This window comes from Streptomyces canarius (assembly GCF_014650735.1).
GTDB classification, from domain to species: domain Bacteria; phylum Actinomycetota; class Actinomycetes; order Streptomycetales; family Streptomycetaceae; genus Streptomyces; species Streptomyces olivaceoviridis.
The window spans coordinates 45,251-65,458 of sequence record NZ_BMVN01000010.1 but is presented as its reverse complement, the minus strand read 5'-3'; the positions used below and the strand labels follow the sequence as shown (position 1 = coordinate 65,458).

Annotated in this window: 25 protein-coding genes and 1 pseudogene; 8 read left to right on the top strand and 18 right to left on the bottom strand. The window is 73.1% G+C overall.

What is annotated here, in order from left to right:
• The first annotated feature begins 30 nt into the window (after window positions 1-30).
• The 3 genes and pseudogenes from IE294_RS16810 to IE294_RS16800 all read left to right on the top strand — a co-directional run bounded on the left by IE294_RS16810 (window position 31) and on the right by IE294_RS16800 (window position 1,605).
• Window positions 31-408: a DUF2795 domain-containing protein gene (locus IE294_RS16810; RefSeq protein WP_189886802.1), complete on the top strand. Its 378-nt coding sequence runs from the start codon at window positions 31-33 to the stop codon at window positions 406-408.
• Window positions 405-1,057 (top strand): annotated as a pseudogene (locus IE294_RS16805) (diguanylate cyclase). The gene IE294_RS16810 and the pseudogene IE294_RS16805 overlap by 4 nt, the downstream one beginning before the upstream one ends.
• Before the next feature lie 5 nt (window positions 1,058-1,062).
• Window positions 1,063-1,605: a type 1 glutamine amidotransferase domain-containing protein gene (locus IE294_RS16800; RefSeq protein ID WP_189886801.1), complete on the top strand. Its 543-nt coding sequence runs from the start codon at window positions 1,063-1,065 to the stop codon at window positions 1,603-1,605.
• 104 nt (window positions 1,606-1,709) lie between these two features.
• On the opposite strand, the gene IE294_RS16795 is transcribed toward IE294_RS16800, so the two are convergent.
• Entirely contained in the window at window positions 1,710-1,997 is a 288-nt protein-coding gene (locus tag IE294_RS16795) for a DUF6158 family protein (RefSeq protein ID WP_014676026.1), read from the bottom strand.
• A gap of 56 nt (window positions 1,998-2,053) precedes the next feature.
• Between IE294_RS16795 and IE294_RS16790 the strand changes: the two genes are divergently transcribed.
• On the top strand, window positions 2,054-3,172 hold the full coding sequence (locus IE294_RS16790; protein WP_189886800.1) for a baeRF2 domain-containing protein: 1,119 nt from the start codon (window positions 2,054-2,056) through the stop codon (window positions 3,170-3,172).
• 27 nt (window positions 3,173-3,199) lie between these two features.
• Here IE294_RS16790 and IE294_RS16785 read toward each other — a convergent pair whose 3' ends face one another.
• From IE294_RS16785 to IE294_RS16775, 3 genes are all read right to left on the bottom strand, one after another.
• On the bottom strand, window positions 3,200-4,819 hold the full coding sequence (locus IE294_RS16785) for an ABC-F family ATP-binding cassette domain-containing protein (RefSeq protein ID WP_189886799.1): 1,620 nt from the start codon (window positions 4,817-4,819) through the stop codon (window positions 3,200-3,202).
• 42 nt (window positions 4,820-4,861) lie between these two features.
• Window positions 4,862-5,026, bottom strand: a complete 165-nt coding sequence (locus tag IE294_RS16780) for a hypothetical protein (RefSeq protein ID WP_189886798.1) — start codon at window positions 5,024-5,026, stop codon at window positions 4,862-4,864.
• Between the two features lie 207 nt (window positions 5,027-5,233).
• Complete coding sequence (locus IE294_RS16775; RefSeq protein ID WP_189886797.1) at window positions 5,234-5,890, bottom strand: histidine phosphatase family protein; 657 nt, start codon at window positions 5,888-5,890, stop codon at window positions 5,234-5,236.
• 73 nt (window positions 5,891-5,963) lie between these two features.
• On the opposite strand from IE294_RS16775, the gene IE294_RS16770 reads away from it, so the two are divergent.
• The 3 genes from IE294_RS16770 (at window position 5,964) to IE294_RS16760 (ending at window position 8,628) form a co-directional block, all read left to right on the top strand.
• Window positions 5,964-7,460, top strand: coding sequence for a bifunctional phosphatase PAP2/diacylglycerol kinase family protein (locus tag IE294_RS16770; RefSeq protein WP_189886796.1), 1,497 nt, complete (start codon window positions 5,964-5,966; stop codon window positions 7,458-7,460).
• A 133-nt stretch (window positions 7,461-7,593) separates the two neighbouring features.
• Window positions 7,594-8,415 carry a class I SAM-dependent methyltransferase gene (locus IE294_RS16765; RefSeq protein WP_189886795.1) on the top strand — a complete coding sequence of 274 codons (822 nt, stop codon included), beginning with the start codon at window positions 7,594-7,596 and terminating at the stop codon, window positions 8,413-8,415.
• Between the two features lie 42 nt (window positions 8,416-8,457).
• Entirely contained in the window at window positions 8,458-8,628 is a 171-nt protein-coding gene (locus IE294_RS16760) for a hypothetical protein (RefSeq protein ID WP_014676019.1), read from the top strand.
• A 36-nt stretch (window positions 8,629-8,664) separates the two neighbouring features.
• Here IE294_RS16760 and IE294_RS16755 read toward each other — a convergent pair whose 3' ends face one another.
• From IE294_RS16755 to IE294_RS16695, 13 genes are all read right to left on the bottom strand, one after another.
• Window positions 8,665-8,961: a gas vesicle protein K gene (locus tag IE294_RS16755; RefSeq protein ID WP_171151115.1), complete on the bottom strand. Its 297-nt coding sequence runs from the start codon at window positions 8,959-8,961 to the stop codon at window positions 8,665-8,667.
• Window positions 8,958-9,146: a gas vesicle protein gene (locus tag IE294_RS16750; protein WP_014676017.1), complete on the bottom strand. Its 189-nt coding sequence runs from the start codon at window positions 9,144-9,146 to the stop codon at window positions 8,958-8,960. Before IE294_RS16750 ends, IE294_RS16755 begins: the two co-directional genes overlap by 4 nt.
• The gene (locus tag IE294_RS16745) at window positions 9,143-9,946 is read right to left on the bottom strand and encodes a GvpL/GvpF family gas vesicle protein (RefSeq protein ID WP_189886794.1); all 804 of its coding nucleotides are present in this window, start codon (window positions 9,944-9,946) and stop codon (window positions 9,143-9,145) included. The genes IE294_RS16750 and IE294_RS16745 overlap by 4 nt, the downstream gene beginning before the upstream one ends.
• Complete coding sequence (locus IE294_RS16740; protein ID WP_014676015.1) at window positions 9,943-10,278, bottom strand: gas vesicle protein; 336 nt, start codon at window positions 10,276-10,278, stop codon at window positions 9,943-9,945. Before IE294_RS16740 ends, IE294_RS16745 begins: the two co-directional genes overlap by 4 nt.
• Window positions 10,275-11,462 (bottom strand): SRPBCC family protein, encoded by a 1,188-nt coding sequence (locus IE294_RS16735; protein ID WP_189886793.1) that lies wholly within the window; start codon window positions 11,460-11,462, stop codon window positions 10,275-10,277. Before IE294_RS16735 ends, IE294_RS16740 begins: the two co-directional genes overlap by 4 nt.
• Window positions 11,459-12,106, bottom strand: a complete 648-nt coding sequence (locus IE294_RS16730; protein ID WP_189886792.1) for a DNA primase — start codon at window positions 12,104-12,106, stop codon at window positions 11,459-11,461. Before IE294_RS16730 ends, IE294_RS16735 begins: the two co-directional genes overlap by 4 nt.
• 2 nt (window positions 12,107-12,108) lie before the next feature.
• Window positions 12,109-12,366, bottom strand: a complete 258-nt coding sequence (locus IE294_RS16725) for a gas vesicle protein GvpG (protein WP_189815898.1) — start codon at window positions 12,364-12,366, stop codon at window positions 12,109-12,111.
• A gap of 31 nt (window positions 12,367-12,397) precedes the next feature.
• On the bottom strand, window positions 12,398-13,168 hold the full coding sequence (locus tag IE294_RS16720) for a GvpL/GvpF family gas vesicle protein (RefSeq protein ID WP_189886791.1): 771 nt from the start codon (window positions 13,166-13,168) through the stop codon (window positions 12,398-12,400).
• Complete coding sequence (locus tag IE294_RS16715; protein ID WP_189886789.1) at window positions 13,165-13,584, bottom strand: gas vesicle structural protein GvpA; 420 nt, start codon at window positions 13,582-13,584, stop codon at window positions 13,165-13,167. Before IE294_RS16715 ends, IE294_RS16720 begins: the two co-directional genes overlap by 4 nt.
• A 74-nt stretch (window positions 13,585-13,658) precedes the next feature.
• Window positions 13,659-14,033, bottom strand: a complete 375-nt coding sequence (locus tag IE294_RS16710; protein WP_189886787.1) for a gas vesicle protein GvpO — start codon at window positions 14,031-14,033, stop codon at window positions 13,659-13,661.
• Window positions 14,034-14,078: 45 nt separating this feature from the next.
• On the bottom strand, window positions 14,079-15,014 hold the full coding sequence (gene ligD / locus IE294_RS16705; RefSeq protein WP_189886785.1) for a non-homologous end-joining DNA ligase: 936 nt from the start codon (window positions 15,012-15,014) through the stop codon (window positions 14,079-14,081).
• Entirely contained in the window at window positions 15,011-16,858 is a 1,848-nt protein-coding gene (locus IE294_RS16700) for a transketolase (RefSeq protein ID WP_189886783.1), read from the bottom strand. The genes ligD and IE294_RS16700 overlap by 4 nt, the downstream gene beginning before the upstream one ends.
• 62 nt (window positions 16,859-16,920) lie before the next feature.
• The gene (locus tag IE294_RS16695; RefSeq protein WP_189886781.1) at window positions 16,921-18,492 is read right to left on the bottom strand and encodes an FAD-dependent oxidoreductase; all 1,572 of its coding nucleotides are present in this window, start codon (window positions 18,490-18,492) and stop codon (window positions 16,921-16,923) included.
• 228 nt (window positions 18,493-18,720) lie between these two features.
• On the opposite strand from IE294_RS16695, the gene IE294_RS16690 reads away from it, so the two are divergent.
• Window positions 18,721-19,674: an LLM class F420-dependent oxidoreductase gene (locus tag IE294_RS16690; RefSeq protein ID WP_189886779.1), complete on the top strand. Its 954-nt coding sequence runs from the start codon at window positions 18,721-18,723 to the stop codon at window positions 19,672-19,674.
• A gap of 40 nt (window positions 19,675-19,714) precedes the next feature.
• Here IE294_RS16690 and IE294_RS16685 read toward each other — a convergent pair whose 3' ends face one another.
• The gene (locus tag IE294_RS16685; protein WP_189886777.1) at window positions 19,715-20,149 is read right to left on the bottom strand and encodes a phage holin family protein; all 435 of its coding nucleotides are present in this window, start codon (window positions 20,147-20,149) and stop codon (window positions 19,715-19,717) included.
• Between the last annotated feature and the right edge of the window lie 59 nt (window positions 20,150-20,208).

The window sequence follows — 20,208 nt, the reverse complement described above, 5'->3', positions numbered from 1 at the left end:
GTGCGGACCTTCGACCCTCTGGAGGGAGACATGCAGCGAGGCAGTGACCGGCTGAGCGTCCACCGGGACGACGAGATGAAGCACGAACTGAAGGGGCTGCTCCGGTCCGGCCATCCCACACGCGTCGAGGAGTGGCACGACCCGGAGCCCGCCGCGGACGACGATCCGGAGGTGTGGAGCGGACCGGTGGGCGGTCTGGGGTCTCCGGCGTCGCTGGAGCGGACCCGGCTGGAGCTGGCCCGGCACCTGAGCCGGCACACCTTTCCCGCGAAGCCGGGCGAGCTGGCCCGGGCGCTGCGCCGGAGCAACGCGCCCGGCGGGCTGGTCGACGCGGTGGCCGCGCTGCCGCACGGCGGCCGGTACGAGAACATGCAGCAGCTGGCCGAGGCCGTGGCGGGCGGCGCATGAGCCAGGACCAGGCGGCCGGCATCGCGCGCGGTGCCACGGCCGACGTGGGGGACGCCACCACGCGGTCCTGCTGTACGGGCTGCTGCCCGGCTGGTTCGTGCCGGGGCTCGCCGACTGGGCGATGCACCGGCGGACCCGGATCGAGGACACGGCGGGGACGAAGGAGTCCCTGATCCATTCGTTGATGATGGCGGAGGTGGGCCTGCCCATCGCGCTCACCCTGCGCTACGAGGTCAATCCGCTGCTGCTGTCCGTGCAGCTCGGCGCGGCGGCGGTGCACGAGGCGACGGCGCTGTGGGACGTGCGGACCGCCGTCCACAGCGACCGTGAGATCAAGCCCGTCGAGCAGCACATCCACAGTTTTCTGGAGTCGCTGCCGTTCGGCGGGCTGGTCTCGCTGATGTGCCTGCACGCCGATCAGGTGCGGTCGCTGCTGCGCGGGGGGCGCGGGGACCCGGACGCGTGGCGTCTGGTGCCGCGCCGGCGCCCGCTGTCGCCCGGCTACCTGACGGGCATCGGTCTGGTGGTCGGCGCGTGCGTGCTGCTGCCGTACGGCGAGGAGCTGGCGCGTTGCCGGCGGGCGGCCCGGGCGAGGAAGCACCGGGCCCGGGCCCACCGGGCCACGCTGCGGAGAGTGAAAGGAAGCTGAGGATCATGCGTATCGCGTTTCTGGTGGCACCCGAGGGCGTCGAGCAGGTCGAGCTGACCGAGCCGTGGCAGGCGGCCTCCGGCGCCGGGCACCAGCCGGTGCTGGTGTCGACCCGGTCCGGGAAGATCCAGGCGTTCAACCACCTGGACAAGGCGGACACGTTCCCCGTGGACGAGGTGGTGGGTGAGGCCTCGGCCGGATCGTTCGGCGGTCTCGTCCTGCCGGGCGGGGTGGCCAACCCGGACTTCCTGCGAATGGACGAGAAGGCCGTCGCGTTCGTGAAGGACTTCTTCGAGCGGGGCCGTCCGGTCGCGGCGATCTGCCACGCGCCGTGGACGCTGGTGGAGGCGGACGTCGTACGCGGCCGGGTGCTGACCTCCTGGCCGAGTCTGCGCACGGACATCCGAAACGCCGGCGGCACCTGGGTGGACGAGCAGGTGAAGATCTGCGACCACGGCTCCAACCAGTTGGTGACCAGCCGCAAGCCGGACGACCTGAAGGCGTTCTGCGACGCGTTCCTGCACGTGTTCGCCGGCGAGGCCGGCTGACCGGACGCGGAGGTGAGGGGGCCGGCCCGTCAGGGGCCGGCCCTTTCGTGTCGGCGCCTGATCGGGTGAGGGGTGCCGTCCCGCGGGTGTTGCCGTGGGCGGCGTCAGGTGCCGGCCGTGCCCGGGGTCGCCGCCTCGCCGCAGCCGCGCTCACGGGCGCCCTCCCGGGTGCGGGCGGCGCTCACCAGGCGGCGGGGGTTGCGGCGCAGGTACTCGCCCTCCAGCTGCGCCATGCGCTCGTTGTGGGCCCGCAGCGCGTCGTTCGAGCCGTACAGGAGAGTGTCGTGGCGCGTGCGGTGGATCGTCTCCAGCTCCTTCATGAGCTGCTGGTCGTCCAGCCGGCTGGGGTCGACTCCGGTCATGGTGGTGCCCCGCTCGTCGTGTTCGTTCATGGGCTACGGGTACCCGCCCGGCACGCACTGCCCCGAGCGATTTCCGGGAGGAATCCATGGAGCTCGCGTTCCTGAATCCACTGTACGAACATCCGGGGTCCTGGGCCTCCGCATACATCGACCTGTCGCAGCACGACGAGGGCATGGAGCACCGCAGGCATCTGACGGCGGAGGCGGTGGCCCGGCGGCTGCGCGAGGAGGGCGCCGACGAGGCCACGTGCCGGGCGGTGTACGACACCGTGGACGCGCTGCGGCACAGCACGGAGCCGTACGGGCGGGCCGTCTTCGCCCGGAACGGCGAGATCGTGCTCCAGGTGCCGCTGACCCGGGCCCCGCCGCGGGGCCTGGTGCACTGGGGCACCCTGCCGCACGTCACGCCGCTGCTGGACCTGGCCGGGGAGGACCCGGTGTCGCTGGTGGCGTACATCGACCGCGCCGGTGCCGACTTCGAACTGCGCAGCGCGGTGCTCCGGGAGGAGGCCGGGCATGTGACGGGCAGCAGGCAGTGGCCGATGCACCGGGCGAGGGCCTCCGACTGGTCCGAGCGGCACTTCCGGCTGAAGGTGGAGAACACCTGGGAGCACAACGCCCGGGAGGTCGCCGGGGCCCTCGCGGCCTGCCAGGCCGAGACCGGGGCCGACCTGCTGATCCTGTGCGGGGAGGAGCGCGAGTGCCGGTCGGTGCGCGAGCAGCTTCCCCAGCGGCTCCGGGACCGGACCGTGGCGGCCGGGCACGGCATCGGCAGCAGGCTGCTGCCGGGGGAGGTGGAGGACATCCGGGCGCGGCACGTCCGGGAGCGGGTGCTGGCCGAGGTGGCCCGGTACCGGGCCGCCCGGACGCCCGACGAGGAGCGGCGGGCCGCGGCGGTCGAGGGTGTGCCGCAGCTCGTCGAGGCGGCGCGCGAGCACCGGCTGGCCGAGCTGCTGATCCGCCCGGACGCGCCGGACACGCACCGCGAGGTGTGGATCGGCGAGGACCCGGACCAGCTGGCGGCCCGCCGTACGGAGCTGAGGAACATCGGCGAGCAGCACGCCTGGCCGGCCCGCGCCGATGACGCGCTGGTGCGGGCGGCCGTGGTGACCGACGCGCCGGTCGTCTCGCTGACGCCCGTGCTGGAGGAGGCCGGCGACGAGGTCGCGGCGGGCGGCATGGGCGCGCTGCTGCGCTGGAAGTGACGGCCCCGGCGCGGCGGGCGGTCCGGGTTACCGGGCCCGCTCCACGCGCCGTTCGTCCCAGACCGGTTCGGGTGTCTCACGGACCCGGCCGTCGGAGCCGAAGACCAGGAAGCGGTCGAAGGAGCGGGCGAACCAGCGGTCGTGGGTGACCGCGAGGACCGTTCCCTGGAACGCCTCCAGACCCTCCTGGAGTGCCTCGGCCGACTCCAGGTCGAGGTTGTCGGTGGGCTCGTCGAGGAGCAGCGCGGTGGCGCCGGCCAGCTCCAGCAGCAGGATCTGGAAGCGGGCCTGCTGTCCGCCGGAGAGCCGGTCGAAGCTCTGTTCGGCCTGTTGGGTGAGCTCGTAGCGGCGCAGCCGGGACATGGCGGCGCCCCGGTCCTGGGCGTGCTCCTTCCAGAGGATGTCGAGGAGGGTGCGGCCCTGGAGCTCGGGGTGGGCGTGGGTCTGGGCGAAGTGGCCGGGCACGACCCGGGCGCCCAGCTTCCACTCCCCCGTGTGGGCGACGTCCTCGCCGGCGAGCAGCCGCAGGAAGTGCGACTTGCCGGAGCCGTTGGAGCCGAGGACGGCGACCCGTTCGCCGTAGAAGACCTCCAGGTCGAACGGCTTCATCAGTCCGGTCAGCTCAAGTCCCTCGCAGGTGACGGCCCGTACGCCGGTACGGCCGCCCTTCAGCCGCATGGTGATGTCCTGCTCGCGGGGCGGCTCCGGCGGCGGGCCGGCCTCCTCGAACTTGCGCAGACGGGTCTGGGCGGCCTGGTAGCGGGAGGCCATCTCGTGGCTGACGGCGGCTGCCTGACGGAGCGTCAGGACAAGTTTCCTGAGCTGGGCGTGCTTCTCGTCCCAGCGGCGGCGCAACTCCTCGAAGCGGGCGAAGCGTTCGCGGCGGGCCTCGTGGTAGGTGGCGAAGCCGCCGCCGTGCACCCAGGCGTCGGCACCGGCCGGGCCCGGTTCGACGGAGACGATCCTCTCGGCGGCGCGCGCGAGGAGTTCACGGTCGTGGGAGACGAACAGGACCGTCTTCCGGGTCTCCTTGAGCTGTTCCTCCAGCCACCGTTTGCCGGGCACGTCGAGGTAGTTGTCCGGCTCGTCCAGCAGCAGCACCTCGTCGGTGCCGCGCAGCAGCGCCTCCAGCACGAGCCGCTTCTGCTCACCGCCGGAGAGGGTGCGCACCTGCCGCCACTGGGCGCGCTCGTACGGCACGCCGAGCGCGGCGGTGGTGCACATGTCCCACAGGGTCTCGGCCTCGTAGCCGCGCACCTCGGCCCAGTCGGCGAGGGCCTGCGCGTACCGGAGCTGGGCCGCCTCGTCGTCGACGGTCATGATGGCGTGCTCGGCCTCGTCGACCGCCTTCGCCGCCTCGCGGATGCGCGGCGGGGCGACGGAGACGAGCAGGTCGCGCACGGTCGTCTCGTCCCGTACGGAGCCGACGAACTGGCGCATGACGCCGAGGCCGCCGCCGACGGTCACACTGCCGCCGTGCGGTTTCAGCTCGCCGGAGATCAGCCGCAGCAAGGTGGTCTTGCCGGCGCCGTTGGGGCCGACCAGGGCGACGACGGCCCCTTCGCCCACCCGGAAGGACACATCGCCGAGCAGCGCCCTCCCGTCGGGGAGGTAGTACTCCAGGTGCGCGGCTTCGAGATGTCCCATGGCCAGGCATTCTCCGAGCCACCCCCCGCCCGGGGCAAACCGTTATCCGCCGCCCGCCGGGCAGCGAGCGGGACCGGGGCCCGGCACCTCCCGGCCCGCCGGGCAGGGCAGAACACCGGCCGGCACGAGGAACTCCACGGCCACCGACTGGGAGCCGGTCTGGTGGCGGGCGCGGTGGCGGGCGGTCGTGGTGGTGCCGGATCTCACGAGCGGGCTCGTCGGACCACCGCCGCATCGGCCGCCGCCTCCGGGCCGCCGGGGAATGCGGCGCGCGGACCGTGCGCCACCGTGCCCCGTCGCGGCCCCGGACGCCACAGAGACCATGGGCCACCGTGGCCGCGCCAGCCAGCCCGCGCCGAGCCGGCCCGCCCGCGCCGGCCCCCGACGACCTCCTGTCGGTGGCGGAGCCGTCGGCTACCCCGTCGTCCCCAGTGCCTCGCCCGCCGGGCCGCTCTCGCCGGCCGGTTCCACCGTGGCGCCCTCCCAGGACAGGGCCTTCCAGCCGTCCGCCGGGGAGCCCTCCAGGACGATCACACCGGTGTTCTCCAAGGGGTGGGCCGCGGCGAAGGCGACGTCGACGTTGGCGGCGCGGGCGGCGGTCCAGACGCGGATCGCGGCACCGTGGCTGACCATGGCGACGGACCCGGCACCGCTCGCGGCGGCCTCGGCGACCACCGCGTCGTACCGGGCGAGGGCCTCCTCACCGCTCTCCCCGCCGGGCATGCGCAGCGCGGTGTCCCCCGCGGCCCAGGCGAAGACCGTGCGCAGATACCGCTCGCCCTCCGGGGTGTGGCCCGGCAGCATCTCCAGGTCGCCGGCGGACAGCTCGCGGATGCCGTCGCGCACGACGACGTCCAGGCGGCGGGCGGCGGCCAGCGGGGCGGCCGTCAGCTGGGTGCGGATCAGCGTGGACGCGTAGAGCGCCTCGATGTCCTCTCCGGCGAGCGCCTCGGGCAGCGCGGCGGCCTGCGCCTCGCCGAGCGGGGTCAGCCCCGGGCCGGGCACGGCGGTGTCCAGCAGGTGGTTCAGGTTGGACGGGGTCTGGCCGTGCCGGACGAGGAGCAGGCGCATCCGGGTTCTCCTCTCGCACCGGGCCGGCCGGCGCACAGGACAAGAAACGGGCACTTCAGGGTAACCGCACCCCATGAGCCCAGACGTGGACCTGACTACCCCCGCGACCGCCGCCCGCGCCCCGCTGCGCACGCTGCTCGACCTCGACGGCCGCCTGTTCAACGCCGCCGCCGCCTGGCACTGGCCCGGCGCCGAACGCGTCCTGCCCCGCCTGAGCCGCAGCGCGAACCACGGGGTGCTGTGGTTCGCGACGGCCGCCGCGATGGCCGCGAGCCGCACACCCCGGGCCCGCCGGGCGGCGGCCCGCGGTCTGGTCTCGCTCGGCCTGGCCTCGTTGACGATCAACACGCTCGGCAAGCGCTCGGTACGCCGGGCCCGGCCGGTGCTGGACCCGGTGCCGCTGGTGCGGCAGCTCAAGCGGCAGCCGATCACCACGTCCTTCCCCTCCGGCCACGCGGCGTCCGCCGCCGCCTTCGCGACCGGTGTCGCCCTGGAGTCCCCGGCGTGGGGCGCGGCGGTGGCACCGGTGGCGTTCTCGGTGGCGATGTCCCGGGTGTACACGGGGGTGCACTTCCCCAGTGACGTACTGGCCGGGGCGGCACTCGGCGCGGGCGCCGCCTTCCTGGTACGGCGTCTGGTGCCGACCCGGTCCCAGATCCGGCGGCCCGACCGGCCGCGCGCCGCGGCCCCCGCGCTGCCCGAGGGCGACGGTCTGGTGGTGGTCGCCAACCGGGCGTCGGGGACGGCGGACCGGGTGCGGGCGCTGCACGACGCGCTGCCGCGGGCGGAGATCGTCGAGTGCGCGCCGGAGGAGGTCGGCGACGAGCTGGAGAAGGCGGCGGCCCGGGCCCGGGTGCTCGGGGTATGCGGGGGCGACGGCACGGTGAACGCGGCGGCCGTGGTCGCGCTGCGGCACGGCCTGCCGCTCGCGGTGCTGCCGGGCGGCACCCTCAACCACTTCGCCTACGACCTGGGCGTGGAGGACGAACGCCAGCTGGCCGAGGCCGTCCGGTACGGCGAGGCGGTCCGGGTGGACGCGGTCCGGTTCACCACCCGGGAGGCGCGGGGGCTGTTCCTCAACACGCTGAGCCTGGGGGTGTACCCGGAGCTGGTGCGCGCGCGGGACAGCTGGTCGAGCCGGATCGGCGGCTGGTCGGCCGGGGTGCTCGGCGCGCTCCGCGTGCTGCGCGCCGGCCGGCACCCGCTGGAGGTGGAGCTGGGCGGTGAGCGGCGGCCCCTGTGGCTGCTGTTCGTCGGCAACGGCGTCTACCACCGCATGGGCCTCACCCCGGGCCGCCGTACCGATCTGGCGGACGGCCTGCTGGACGTGCGGGTGGTGCACGGCAACGGCAGGCCCGCGCTGCGGCTGCTCACGGCGGCGGTCGCGGGTCCGCTGACCCGCTCGCCCGGGCACGCGGCGGTCCAGGTGGACCGGCTGCGGCTGACCGGCATCGCCCCGGACACCCCGCTGGCGTACGACGGTGAGGTGACGGCGGTGTCGGGCGAGATGGCCCTGGAGAAGCTCCCGGAGGCACTGACGGTCTACCGCCCGCTGCCGGCCACCCGTTGAGGTACGCGGGACAGTGCCCTTCTTGCCCACATAGTGAAACCCGGGTCTCATCATTCGGCACGCCCGCGTACGGTTGAGCCGTACCGGCGGACGGGTCCGGCCGGTCCGCCGACGAGGGTGAAGGGGTTCAGCCATGCCGAAAGCGCAGGAGACCGCCGTCTACACGCACGGGCACCACGAGTCGGTGCTGCGGTCGCACACCTGGCGGACCGCCGCCAACTCCGCGGCCTACCTGCTCGGCGCGCTGAAGCCCCACATGAGGATCCTGGACATCGGCTGCGGACCCGGGACCATCACCGCCGACCTGGCGGAACTGGTCCCCGACGGCCGGGTCACCGGCGTCGACCGGGCGCCCGGCGTCCTGGAACAGGCCCGGGCCACCGCGGCCGGACGCGGTCTGACGAACGTCGACTTCGCGGTGGCCGACGTGCACGCCCTGGACTACCCGGACGACACCTTCTGCGTGGTCCACGCCCACCAGGTGCTCCAGCACGTCGGCGACCCCGTGCGGGCACTGCGCGAGATGCGCCGGGTGACGAAGCCGGGCGGGTTCATCGCCGTACGGGACGCGGACTACGCGGCGATGACCTGGTACCCGGCGGTGCCCGGCCTGGACGACTGGCTCGACCTGTACGAGCGGGTGGCCCGGGCCAACGGCGGTGAACCCGACGCCGGGCGCCGGCTGGCGGCGTGGGCGCGGGCCGCGGGCCTGCGCGACGTCACGGCCGGCTCCAGCACCTGGACGTTCGCCACGCCCGAGGAGCGGGCCTGGTGGAGCGGCCTGTGGGCGGACCGCACCCTCGCCTCCGAGTATGCCGACCGGGCCACCGGGGGAGGTCACGCGACCGCGGAGCGGTTGCGGGCCGTGTCGGAGGCCTGGCGGGACTGGGGCCGGCGGGAGGACGGCTGGTTCGCGGTCCTGCACGGGGAAGTCCTGTGCCGGAAAGAAGCCTGATTCGCGGATTTCCGGAAACACGGACCGCAGGAGGTTCACATGATGGTTCCCATCCTGCTGGTCCTGCTTCTGGCGCTGATTCTGTTCGGTGCCGGATTCGCGTTGAAGGTACTGTGGTGGATCGCCCTGGCAGTGCTCGTCGTCTGGCTGCTGGGATTCCTGGTGCGCGGCACGACCGCGGCCGGCGGCAGGGGCCGCTGGTACAGGTGGTGAGCGATCCGCCGCGCCGGTGTCCGGCGATCCGCCGCACTAGTGTCCGTCGCGCGGAAGCAGCGGTCCGAGCGGCCCGAGGTCCAGGTTGAGGTCCTCGGGCCGCAGTCCGTACCGGTCCCGCAGCTCGGCCATCCGCTCCTCCAGGAGCATCAGGGTGAGCCCGATCCGCTCCTCCTGCTCCTCGGTCAGCTCACCGGTGTCGAAGCGGCGCACGGCCTGCCGCTCCATCAGCTGGCGCAGCAACTCCACCACCGTGAGCACGAGTTTCACCAGGTCGCGTTCGACCGTGTCGGGTTCCAGGTCGAGCCGTTTGCGGCGCTGCCGCGCGGTCATAGGAGCTCCTCGAAGGGCGACGGGACCTGCTGGTTCACGGAACTGATCAGCGCGTTCAGGTCGATGCGGACGAGATCGACGTCCGCGATGCGCAAGGTGATGTCGCCGGTGATGACGACCCCGCCGGCCAGCAGCCGGTCCAGGAGGTCCACCAGCGCGATCTCGCGGCGTTCGACTACGGTCACCGCGCCTCCCCCGATTCCACACTCGGTTCCGCTCCCGATTCCTCACCGGAAAATGAGTAAGCGGCCCACGGACCGGTGAGTTCCACCCGGATTCCGGGCGCCTCGTCCTTGGTCCGGTCGACCAGTTCCACGAATTCCTCGGAATGCGCCCGGGGCACCAGATAGGCCGCGTTGAGCACATTGCGTCCCGGCGTTCCGGAGAGCGCGGAATTCTGCGGGGGATGCATCCGGAAGTTCTCGGCGCGCTCGGCGAGGCGCTCGTGCAGGGAGTGGGCGAACCGCTCGGCCTGCTGCCACTTCTCCTCCTGCGCGTGGCTCTGCTGCCGCCGTCGGCGCAGGTAGTCCCGCCCACTGGCCGGCCGCGCCGCCGCGGCGGGCTCGGGCTCGGCAGGCTCCGGCTCGGGTTCCAGATACACCTTCACGCCCCACTCCACGCGGCCGTGCAGCCGGTCGAGCAGGCGCCCGAAGTCCTCCTCACGGGCCTCGATCATCATGCGGACGGCGCTGTCGTCGCGGAAGACGGTCGCGAGCCGCAGCGGCAGCGGGGTGGTGACCGTGGTGAGCGCGTCGACCACGCCCTGGTGGGCGCGGGCGGTCGCGGCCAGCCAGTCGAGGTCCTCCAGGTGGGCCTTCAGCGCCTCCTCGCGGAAGTCGGCCTCCGGGACCGTGCTGACCACCGCGACCAGCCCGTGGTGGTGCAGCAACGCCGGCGGGGCGCCGCCGACGCCCCGCAGCTCGGCTTGCAGGGGCGTACCGAAGGGGCGGCAGACGGCGTACACGTACCGCAGTCCGGTCGTCATGGTGCCTCCTTCGGGGCGCGGCCCAGCTCCAGTTCCTCCAGCCGGGCGAGCCGTTCTCGCAGCTCGGCGTTCTCCCGGGTGAGCTCGTCGCGGCGGGCCCGGGAGGAGAGGGCCGGGTCGCTCTCCCACCAGTCGATGCCCATCTCCTTGGCCTTGTCGACCGAGGCGACGATGAGGCGGAGCTTGACGGTGAGCAGTTCGATGTCGAGCAGGTTGATCCTGATGTCCCCCGCGATGACGACACCCTTGTCGAGCACACGTTCCAGGATGTCGGCGAGGTTCGCCCCCGAGCCCTGGCCATAGGGCTCGGGAAAGCGGCTGGGTGTCGTCATCGACGGCTCCCGCGCTCGGCGAACTCAGGCTCCTCTTCCTCTTCCTCGTACTCGTCCTCGTCTTCCTCGCCTTCCTCGTCCTCCTCGCCTTCCACGGGCTCCTCGGCCTCGTTCTCGTACGAGTCCTCGTCGCCTTCCTCGGCGCCTTCCTCGGCCTCGCCCTCGTACTCGTCCTCGTAGGGCTCCTCTTCCTCCTCTTCCTCCTCTTCCCCTTCTTCCGGGCCCTCCCGGTCCTCAGGCTCCTCGCCCTCTTCCTGCTCTTCTCCCTCTTCTCCCTCTTCGCCCTCTGCCCGGGACTCCTCTTCCTCCGCGAGGGCGTCCTCGTGGCTGCGGACCACCTCGCCGTCGCGGATCTCGCCGCGCCAGCTGTCCTCCGCCTCTCCCTTGAGGGTGATGAAGCGGGCGAAGTTCTTCAGGTCCAGCCTGGCCCGGCGGCCCTGGGCGCGCCAGATGTTGCCGGTCTTCTCGAAAAGGCCGGTGGGGTAGTACTCGATGACCAGCAGGACCCGGGTGAGGTTCTCCTCCAGCCGGTGGAAGGAGACCACGCCCTTGGTGGTGCCCTTGGCGCCCTCCGAGGTCCACTGGATGCGGTAGTCGGGGATCTGCTCGGTCGTCTTCGCCTTCCAGCTGCGACTGGACCAGAAGATCTTCGCCTGCCAGTCGGAGTGGGTGTCGTCGGCGCGGTTGGCGCTCTTGACGCCCTTGGCGAAGGCGGAGAAGGACTGGTACTGGGTCCACTGGTCGTAGGCGGTGCGCAGCGGTACACCGACGTCGACAGACTCGATGATGACGGTGGGCTTCTTGCCCGCGCCGCCCTTCTTGCCCTTGCTGCCGCCGAGGCCGCGCAAGGTGCCGAGCACCTTGTCCTTGGCGTGGGAAGCGCCCAGCTCCAGCGCGGAGCGCAGCGGTCCCTTGCCCTGGGCGAGCTTGCGCCCGCCCTCCAGCGCCAGTTTGGCGAAGCCCGGGCTCTTGCCCTCGGCGATGTCGTTCAGCTTGCCGGTGGTCTGGCCCAGCTTGCGGCCGAGCCCGACCAGCATCCGCTGGCCCTGTGCGCTCAGATACTCCTGGGCCTCTTCCTTCAGCCGGCCGGCTGCCTCGCTGTGGGCGAGGCCGGCCAACGGGGCCGCTATACCACCCGTGGCCTGTCCGGCCTTGGAGGTCGCTCTTCCGAGGGTCTCGGTCATCGGTCATCGCCGCCCTTCGACTGCCGGGAGACGGCGCTCCGGGCGGCACCGCCGACCGCGGCCGTCTTCTTCGCGGCCGTCTCGCGTGCCGCGTCCGTCTTCTTGGCCGCGGTCTTCTTGGCCGGGGCCTTGTCGGCTGCCGTCCCACCGGGAGCCTTCTTCGCCGGAGCCTTCTTCACCGGCTTCTTGCCCGTCCGCTTCCGGGGCGCCTCGACCGCGTCACCCCGGTCCTCCCCGCTGGAGGGTGTCTCACCCCGCGTCTCCTCCTGTTCCTCCTGCTCCTCGTCCTCGCTCTCTTCCCGCTCCTCGTCGGAGCCGGTCGGCACGACTCCGGACAGCTGCTCGCGTACCTGCGACGTACGACCGTGCAGCCGGTCGGCGAGCGAGTTCATCTGCCGCTCGACCATCGCACCGGAGGCGGCCTTGCCGACGCCGCGCAGGTCCTGGCGCAGCTGGTCGCCGATCTCCTTGAACTGCGGATTGTTCTTCAGCTGCTGGTTCACCAACTCCGCGAGCATCTTCGGGCTGAGATTGAGCTTCTTTCCGGCCACGGCGGAGCCGATCGCGAGCGCCATCTTCAGCTTCTTGGTGCGTCCGAGCAGATATCCGGCCCCTACGGCGAGGCCCAGTGCGGTTCGGTTCATGGTCACGTCCCATTGCCTGTCGTGTCGCCGTGATGCAGGGCGATCTCCAGCCGGTCGAGCAGCTCGTCCTCGCGCCGGTCGAACTCCTCCTCGGTGATCTCGCCCGCCTGAAGCTGCTCCTCCAGGCGGGCCAGCTCGGCCCGGACGGTGGCCGGGTCGTAGTAGATCCGCTCCGCCTCCCGGAGCACCTGCCGAATCGCCCACGCGCTGCCGCGCGCCGGTGCGAAGGGCAGCAGCAGCACCTCCGAGATCAGTCCCACGGGTCTCCTCCTTCCGTCCGGGCCCCGGCCGTTACGACGCTCCGGCGTCGGCGCCGGCCGTGGCGCCCGCGGGCGCGGTCGGGCCGGGTTCGACGAAGCTGTACGGCGGCAGCGGGCCGTTGACCCGCAGCTCCAGATGGGCATGGTCCTTGCGCACCCGCTCGGCCGCGGCCAGGAAGTCCTCGGCCGACTCCCGGGACACCAGGAACGAGACGTTGAGCAGCCAGCCGGTGGACTCCGGGCCCACGCTGACCGCCGCGGCGCACGGCTGGAGCAGGCGCTGCACCTCGGCGGCGTCCTCTGCCTCCTTGGCCTTGACGGCGCCGGCGACCATCTCACCGAGGCGGATCCGGTCGTCGTAGCTGCCGCCACCCGCCCGCCGGTTGGCCTCGGCGAGGGCGCGGACCTGCGCGTTCTCGGCCATCACGCGGTGCAGCACGGCCTCCTCGATGTGGGTGGCCTTGACGTTGTACTCGACCTTGCCGTCCAGCTCGCGCAGCCGCTCCAGGTAGTGCTCGGCCCGTTCGGCCAGCACCGACGTGACGGTGTCGTCGTCGGGGGAGACGCTGCCGAAGCGCATGGGCAGCACACAGCCGGCCGCGCCCGCCTCGGCGAGCACGTTCTGGTGCGCGAGGAGGTCCCGGCGCTTGGGGCGCAGGCCCTCCGGGGCGTCGCTGACGACGGCCGCGAGCTCTCCCGCCGTGAGGACCCGAACGGGGAGCGGCGGTTCGCCCACGCCGGTCATCCCCTCGGGGAGCGCCGGGTGCGAGCGCGCGGTGATGCCGTAGACGTAGGTGCTCACTCGTCCTCCTCCTTCCGGCGGGCCGCGGTCTTACGGGGGCGCCGGGGCTCGGCCTCGCCTTCCTCCCGGGCCTGCTTGAACGCGTCGGAGATGGTCTGCGCGGCGCCGGACAGCGCGCCCTTGGACTTGCCGCGGGCCCCGCTCTCGGTGATCTCGCCGACGAGATCGGGCAGTCCGGGGGCCCGGTGAGGCCCTGCCTCCAGGTCGAGGCGGTTGCACGCCTCGGCGAAGCGCAGATAGGTGTCGACGCTGGCCACGACGACCCGGACGTCGATCTTCAGGATTTCGATGCCGACCAGGGAGACCCGTACGAACGCGTCGATGACGAGACCCCGGTCGAGAACCAGTTCCAGGACGTCGTAGAGGCCACTGGTGCCGCCTCCTCCGCCGGACTGCTGTGCCGGAACAACGGTCATGCCAGCCGCTCCTCCTCGTGAGAATGATGGGTGTGCGGCGCCACGCGGGCCGCGTGGCCGCCGGACGCGGGGGCCTAGCCGCCGCGGCGTGCGTCGGCCCGCCCGCGCTCGTATCGGCGAACGCGCCGGTAGCCGGTGAGCTGACCCTCGGGGTCCAGGTCGACCTGGTAGCTCGCCATCAGGCTCATGGTGTCCGGGACCCGTGCGAGTTCCATCACCTCGACCTCCAGCGACCAGCCGTCCTCGGTCTGCTCGAAGGAGGACACGGTCTCCGGGACGAGTCCCGTCAGTTCGGCGAGCTGGCTGCGCGCCTCGCGCAGCACCTCCATGAGGGTCGGCCGCCGGTCCTCCGTCTCGTTCTGCGTGGTGTCGTGCGTCTGCTCGGCGTCCTCCGATTTCTGGGATTTCTGTGAATTCTGTGACGGTGATGTGCTGTGTGTGTTCGACATGGCCACCTCTTCCTGCGGGTGGCCCCTCATTCCTAGGCCAAACCTTCAGGGGCACATGTCGGCGAGGCGGCGCCGGGCGGGGCCCAGGGAGCGCCCCCGGGCCGGCAGCCCGGCCCACGGGTCGGTACGGGCCTGGTCGACGGCGTCGGCGATGGTCCAGCGGCGCGCGTCCAGCCCGGGGTCGTCGAGCTGCTCCCAGGTGAGGGGGACGGCGACCGGGGCGCCGGGGCGGGCGCGGACGGTGAAGGGCGCGACGGCGGTCTGGGCGTACGCGTTGCGCTGCACGTCGAGGTAGAGGCGGTCGCCGCGGTCCTGTTTGCGGGCGGCGGTGGTGAGCCGGTCCGGGTGCCGTGCGGCGGCGAGTTCGGCGACGTCGTGGGCGAACTCCCGTACGGCGTCGAAGTCCTGGCGGCCGTCGAGCGGGACGACGAGGTGCAGTCCGCGCGAGCCCGTGGTCATCGGGGCGGCGGGCAGGCCGAGTTCGTCCAGCAGCTCGCGCAGCCAGGCGGCGGCCTCGCGGACGGCGCCGAAGTCGTCCCCGGGCGGATCGAGGTCGAAGACCAGCCGGTCGGGGTGGTCGAGGCCGCCGGCCCGGCCGGTGCGCGAGAGCCAGCGGTGCAGGGTGAGGCAGGCCTGGTCGGCGAGGTACAGGAGGGTCGCGGTGTCGTCGCAGACGACGTGCGTGACTGTGCCGCCCTCCTTGGCGACCTCGGCCCGGGTGATCCACTCCGGGTAGTGCTCCGGGGTGTTCTTCTGCATGAACCGCTGGCCGTCTAGGCCGTCCGGATAGCGTTCCAGCATCAGCGGACGGCCCCGCAGGTGCGGCAGCAGGTACGGCGCGACGGACCGGTAGTAGTCGGCGAGGTCGCCCTTGGTGTACTCCTTCGCACCCTCGCCGCCGGGGAAGAGCACCTTCCCCGGCCGCTTGATCTCCACCGTGCGGCGGCCCGCGCGCATGGTCCGCGCGTCGTCGCGGCTCATCGCACGACCGCCTCCTCGACCAGCATCCTGGCCGCCGCCGCGATGCCCAGGGCGTCGATGCCGGCCGCGTACAGCTGCTCGTCGGGCGCGGCCGAGCCCGGCATGGTGCGCACGGCGAGCCGGACCAGGCGGGGCACCGGCCTGCCGTCGCCGAACACCTCCGCGACGGCGTCGCCGAGGCCGCCCTCCGGGTGGTGGTCCTCCACCGTGAGCAGGCAGCCGGTCTCCTCGGCGGCCCGGTGCAGGGTCTCGGCGTCGACGGGCTTGACCGAGTACAGGTCGATCACCCGGACCCGGATGCCGTCCGCGGCGAGCCGGTCGGCGGCGGCCAGCGCCTCGGGCACGGTCACCCCGGCCGCCACGACGGTCAGCCGGTCCTCCTCACTGGAGCGCAGCGTCTTGCTGCCGCCGACCGGGAACTCCTCGTCGGGGCCGTAGATCACCGGCGTCTTGCCGCGGGAGGTGCGCAGGTAGCGGATGCCGTCCAGGCCGGCCATGGCCGCGACCAGCCGGGCGGTCTGGTTGGCGTCGCACGGGTACAGCACCGTCGAGCCGTACACGGACCGGAACATCGCCAGGTCCTCCAGACCCATCTGGGACGGCCCGTCCTGCCCGATCGCGACGCCCGCGTGCGAGCCGACCAGGTTGATCCCGGAGCCGCTGATGGACGCCATGCGCACGAAGTCGTGGGCGCGGGTCAGGAACGCGGCGAACGTGGCGGCGTACGGCACCCAGCCGCGCGTGGCCATGCCGACGGCGGTGGCGACGAGCTGCTGTTCGGCGATGTAGCACTCGAAGAACCGGTCGGGGTGCGCCTTGCCGAACTCCTCGGTACGGGTGGAGTCGCCGACCTCGCCGTCCAGGGCGACGACGTCACCGCGGGCCGTGCCGAGCGCGGCGAGGGCCTTGCCGAAGGCGTCCCTCGTCGCGGCCTCGTCGCCCTGCTCGAAGCGCGGTAGCTGGACCACCTCGGTGGTGCGCGAGCGCAGCGCGGCGGCGGCGTGCGGCTCGGCCACGCAGACGTGCAGCGAGCGCGGTCCGCCGAGTTCGGCGATGGCCTCCTCGGCCTCGGGCAGCGGCTTGCCGTGCAGGCCCTCGCGGTCCTCGACGGCGGCCACGCCCTTGCCCTTGAGGGTGCGGGCGAGGATCACGGTGGGCTGGCCGGTGGTGGACAGCGCCTCCCCGTAGGCCCGGTCGATCGCGTCGACGTCATGGCCGTCGATCTCGATGGTGTGCCAGTCGAAGGCCTGGAACCGGCGGGCGTAGGCGTCCAGGTCGTGGCCGTGCCGGGTGGGGCCGCGCTGGCCGAGCCGGTTGACGTCCACGACGGCGACGAGGTTGTCCAGGTTCTCGTGGCCGGCGTGTTCGGCGGCCTCCCACACCGAGCCCTCCGCCAGCTCGCTGTCGCCGCACAGCACCCACACGCGGTAGTCGGTGCGGTCCAGCCGTTTCCCGGCGAGCGCGATGCCGACCCCGACCGGCAGGCCCTGGCCGAGCGAGCCGGTGGCCGTCTCCACCCAGGGCAGCCGCCGGGGCGTCGGGTGACCCTCCAGCCGGCTGCCGAGCTTGCGGAAGGTGACCAGCTCGCCGTCCTCGATCGCGCCGACCGCCTTGTACGCGGCGTACAGCAGCGGTGAGGCGTGTCCCTTGGACAGCACGAAGCGGTCGTTCGCGGGATGCTCGGGGCGCTCGAAGTCGTAGCGCATGTGGTTCGCGAGCAGGACGGCCAGCAGATCGGCGGCGGACATCGAGGACGTGGGGTGCCCGGATCCCGCGGCGGCGGACGCCCGCACGCTGTCCACGCGCAACTGCTGCCCCAGTTCGGCCAGTTCGTCGGTGTTCATGAGTCTCCTCGGTCTCCTTGCACTCGGCCGCGCTCGGTGGCGCTCGGTCGCGCCCGTCGCGGTCAGTCGGGTTCGTTCGCGCGGTCCGCGGGATCGGCGGGGTCCGTGCGCTTGACGGGGCCGGGGGCCGGATGGTCCCGGCCGGCACCGGCGGACTCACCGCCGGGCTGGTTCCTGGCGGGTTCCCCGCCGGGCTGGTTCTTCGCGGGTTCACCGCCGGGCTGGTTCTTCGCGGGCTCGCCGCACGGCTGTGGCTTCACCGGTTCCTCGGGCCTCGGCTTGTGGGTCATGAGTTCGTCTCCTGCCTGTACGGCCGGCCGCTCCGGGCCGCCCGGTACCCGCGCCAGTTCGGGTGAGGCCGTGTCCAGCGGGACCGACCAGGCGCGCACCAGGCCCAACTGGACGCCCTGAAGCGGGAGTACGGCGTCCAGCAGCCAGTCGGCGGTGACCCGGACGCGGTTGCCGGGCAGCGCCGCCAGGTGGTAGCCGCGGGTGACGGCACCGGCCGCCGGGCCGGACAGCGGGATGCCGAACGGGTTGGCGGCGGCCCGGACCCCGCCGAGGTCGACGGCGAAGCCCAGGTCCCGGTGGCGGTAGGGGCGCCGGCGCCGGCCGAGGCCGAGCGAGCCGGCCACGTTCTCCCCGGCCACGCGGCCCTGCCGCCAGGCGTGCTGGGCCGTCATGGGCGTGAACGCCCCCGGACGCTCCAGGTCGGGCACGGCAGCCGCGTCCCCGCAGGCGAACACGTCGGACCGGCCCGGCATCCGGAGATAGGGGTCGACGATCAGCCGGCCGTGCTCCAGTGGCTGCCGGACGGCCTCCACCAGCGGATCCGGCCGTACGCCCACGCACCACACCAGCGTCCGGGACGGGACGAACTCCCCGTCGGTGAGCAGCACCCCGTCCCGGGTGGCCTCCTTCACCGACGTGCCCATCCGCACGTCGACGCCCCGCGCCCGCAGCACCCGGTCGGCCGTGCGGGACAGCCGCTCGTCCAGTTCCGGCAGCACGCGCGGCGCCACGTCCAGCAGGAGCCAGCGGGGGCGCAGCCCGCCGGGCAGCGGGTGCCGGCGGACCAGGCGGTCGGTGAGCATCTGGAGGTGGGCGGCCACCTCGGTGCCCGTGTAGCCGGCGCCGACCACCACGAAGGTGCACCGGGCGGCGCAGCTCTTCGTGTCCTCCTCGGCGGCGGCGAGTTCCACCTGCCGGGTCACGTGGTCGCGCAGGTACAGCGCCTCCGGCAGCCCACGGAAGCCGTGCGCGTGCTCGGCGACACCGGGGATCGGCAGCAGCTTGTTGACGCTGCCGACGGCCAGCACCAGCCGGTCGTAGCCGAGGGTGCCCGCAGCGCCCTCGGGGTCGACGTAGCGCACGGTCCGCGCGTCCAGGTCGACACCGTCCGCCTCGCCGAGCACCAGGCGCACCCCGCGCAGCGTGCCGGGCAGCGACACGGTGACCCGGCGGGCCTCCAGGACCCCGGCGGCGACCTGCGGCAGCAGCGGCAGGTACAGAAAGTAGTCGGTCGGGTTCAGCACAGTGATGTCGGCCCGGTCGCGGGTCAGCCGGGCCAGGGTGCGCGCAGCCCGGTACCCGGCGAAACCGGCGCCGACGATCAGGACGCGAGGTCGGCTCACGGTGCGCCTCCGGCGGTGTGGCTCGTCCGAGGTCTTCCGCGTAACCGGGGCCGGGGCACCCAAACGCCGGGCCGGTCACCCGGACGCCGGTCGGAGTACCCGAACGCCGCCGCGCCGCACACCGGGGCCCACCGCGCACCGCCGTACCCGCGTTTCGCGCTGTCGGCCCCGGTTACCCGGGCCGCGTCCGGATCACCCCACCAGCTTCGCCCGCGCGGAGGTTCCCCCATGCCCGAGTACGGCTATTTCCTGGCGAGCGAGGAGCACGACCCCGCAGCCCTCGTCGAACAGGCCCGGATGGCCGAGCAGGCCGGTTTCCAGGCGCTGTGGATCTCCGACCACTACCACCCGTGGAACGACGCGCAGGGACAGAGCGCGTTCGTGTGGTCGGTGATCGGAGCGCTGTCGGAGGCGGTGTCGCTGCCCATCGAGACCGCGGTCACGTGTCCGACCGTGCGGATGCACCCGGCGGTCGTGGCGCAGGCCGCGGCGACGAGCGCGGTGATGACACAGGGCCGCTTCCGGCTCGGCCTCGGCACCGGCGAGGCGCTGAACGAGCACATCCTCGGCGACCCGTGGCCGCCGTCGCACGTGCGCCTGGAGATGCTGGAGGAGGCGATCCAGGTGATGCGCCGGCTCTTCACCGGCGAGGAGGTCAACCACCACGGCACCCACTACACCGTGGAGAACGCCCGCCTCTACACCGTCCCCGAGGAGCCCGTCCCGATCGACATCTCCGGCTTCGGCCCGAAGGCGACCTCGCTGGCCGCCCGCGTGGGCGACGGCTACATCACGATGATGCCGGAGGAGGAGATGGTCACCCGGTTCCGCAAGGGCGGTGGCGGGGCCAAGCTGGTCAGCGGCGGCACGAAGGTCTGCTACGGCACCGACCGCGACGAGTGCGTCCGTACGGTGCACCGGCTCTGGTACAACGAGCTGCTGCCCGGCGAGATGGGGCAGGTGCTGCCCTCGCCGCGGCACTTCGAGCAGCTGCACGAGCTGGTCACCGAGGACATGGTGCGGGAGAAGTCGGTGTGCGGGGACGACGTGGACGAGCACGTCTCGGCGCTGAAGGCGTTCGCCGACGCCGGGTTCGACCGGGTGTACGTGAACCAGATCGGCCCGGACCAGCGGGGGTTCTTCGACTTCTACCGGACGAAGGTGCTGCCGCAACTCGGCTGATGGGGAGCGGGGTGGGGCCGCCGGCCCCACCCCCTCGCCGTCAGGCCCCGCGGTGAGGTGCGTCCGGCGGTGTCTGCGGCATCGGGGGAGTCTCCGGCATCGGCGGGTACGGCATGCCCAGACCTCCCGGCGGGGCGGGCGGCGGGGTGCCGCCGACCACACGGTGCGGGGCGTGGGGTCCGTGCCCGGAGTGGGCGGCGCCGCGGAGGAAGCAGGCCACCGCGCCCAGGAGCGCGGCGGTGATCAGTGCCGCGGCCCAGCCGGGCAGGCCGATCGCCAGGGCCAGGCCCACGGCCAGGGCCACCGCGCCGCCCGCGTACAGGGCGGCGGTACCCGACGCCGCGTAGAGCATGGCGGTGCGGCGCTGTGTGCGGGACTGCTCGCGCAGCTCGTCGCGTACCGTCTCGCGTGCCACCTGTGCCAGCTCTTCGACGAGGTGCTTGTCCAGATGTTCCAGGTGATCCAAACGGTCCATACCCTGCGGGTACCCGCCGGACACAGCGGGTAACGCCCGGGGGGCCTGCGCGCGCCCGG

Bases quoted from the DNA above. Each gene is read 5' to 3' on its own strand.
- IE294_RS16745 (WP_189886794.1), bottom strand. From the start codon at position 9,946: ATGACGACCGGACTGCGGTACGTGTACGCCGTCTGCCGCCCCTTCGGT.
- IE294_RS16765 (WP_189886795.1), top strand. From the start codon at position 7,594: ATGCCGAAAGCGCAGGAGACCGCCGTCTACACGCACGGGCACCACGAG.
- IE294_RS16770 (WP_189886796.1), top strand. From the start codon at position 5,964: ATGAGCCCAGACGTGGACCTGACTACCCCCGCGACCGCCGCCCGCGCC.
- IE294_RS16715 (WP_189886789.1), bottom strand. From the start codon at position 13,584: ATGACCGTTGTTCCGGCACAGCAGTCCGGCGGAGGAGGCGGCACCAGT.
- IE294_RS16685 (WP_189886777.1), bottom strand. From the start codon at position 20,149: ATGGACCGTTTGGATCACCTGGAACATCTGGACAAGCACCTCGTCGAA.
- IE294_RS16735 (WP_189886793.1), bottom strand. From the start codon at position 11,462: ATGACCGAGACCCTCGGAAGAGCGACCTCCAAGGCCGGACAGGCCACG.
- ligD (WP_189886785.1), bottom strand. From the start codon at position 15,014: ATGAGCCGCGACGACGCGCGGACCATGCGCGCGGGCCGCCGCACGGTG.
- IE294_RS16760 (WP_014676019.1), top strand. From the start codon at position 8,458: ATGGTTCCCATCCTGCTGGTCCTGCTTCTGGCGCTGATTCTGTTCGGT.
- IE294_RS16740 (WP_014676015.1), bottom strand. From the start codon at position 10,278: ATGACGACACCCAGCCGCTTTCCCGAGCCCTATGGCCAGGGCTCGGGG.
- IE294_RS16710 (WP_189886787.1), bottom strand. From the start codon at position 14,033: ATGTCGAACACACACAGCACATCACCGTCACAGAATTCACAGAAATCC.
- IE294_RS16810 (WP_189886802.1), top strand. From the start codon at position 31: ATGCAGCGAGGCAGTGACCGGCTGAGCGTCCACCGGGACGACGAGATG.
- IE294_RS16790 (WP_189886800.1), top strand. From the start codon at position 2,054: ATGGAGCTCGCGTTCCTGAATCCACTGTACGAACATCCGGGGTCCTGG.
- IE294_RS16795 (WP_014676026.1), bottom strand. From the start codon at position 1,997: ATGAACGAACACGACGAGCGGGGCACCACCATGACCGGAGTCGACCCC.
- IE294_RS16700 (WP_189886783.1), bottom strand. From the start codon at position 16,858: ATGAACACCGACGAACTGGCCGAACTGGGGCAGCAGTTGCGCGTGGAC.
- IE294_RS16690 (WP_189886779.1), top strand. From the start codon at position 18,721: ATGCCCGAGTACGGCTATTTCCTGGCGAGCGAGGAGCACGACCCCGCA.
- IE294_RS16775 (WP_189886797.1), bottom strand. From the start codon at position 5,890: ATGCGCCTGCTCCTCGTCCGGCACGGCCAGACCCCGTCCAACCTGAAC.
- IE294_RS16730 (WP_189886792.1), bottom strand. From the start codon at position 12,106: ATGAACCGAACCGCACTGGGCCTCGCCGTAGGGGCCGGATATCTGCTC.
- IE294_RS16785 (WP_189886799.1), bottom strand. From the start codon at position 4,819: ATGGGACATCTCGAAGCCGCGCACCTGGAGTACTACCTCCCCGACGGG.
- IE294_RS16800 (WP_189886801.1), top strand. From the start codon at position 1,063: ATGCGTATCGCGTTTCTGGTGGCACCCGAGGGCGTCGAGCAGGTCGAG.
- IE294_RS16755 (WP_171151115.1), bottom strand. From the start codon at position 8,961: ATGACCGCGCGGCAGCGCCGCAAACGGCTCGACCTGGAACCCGACACG.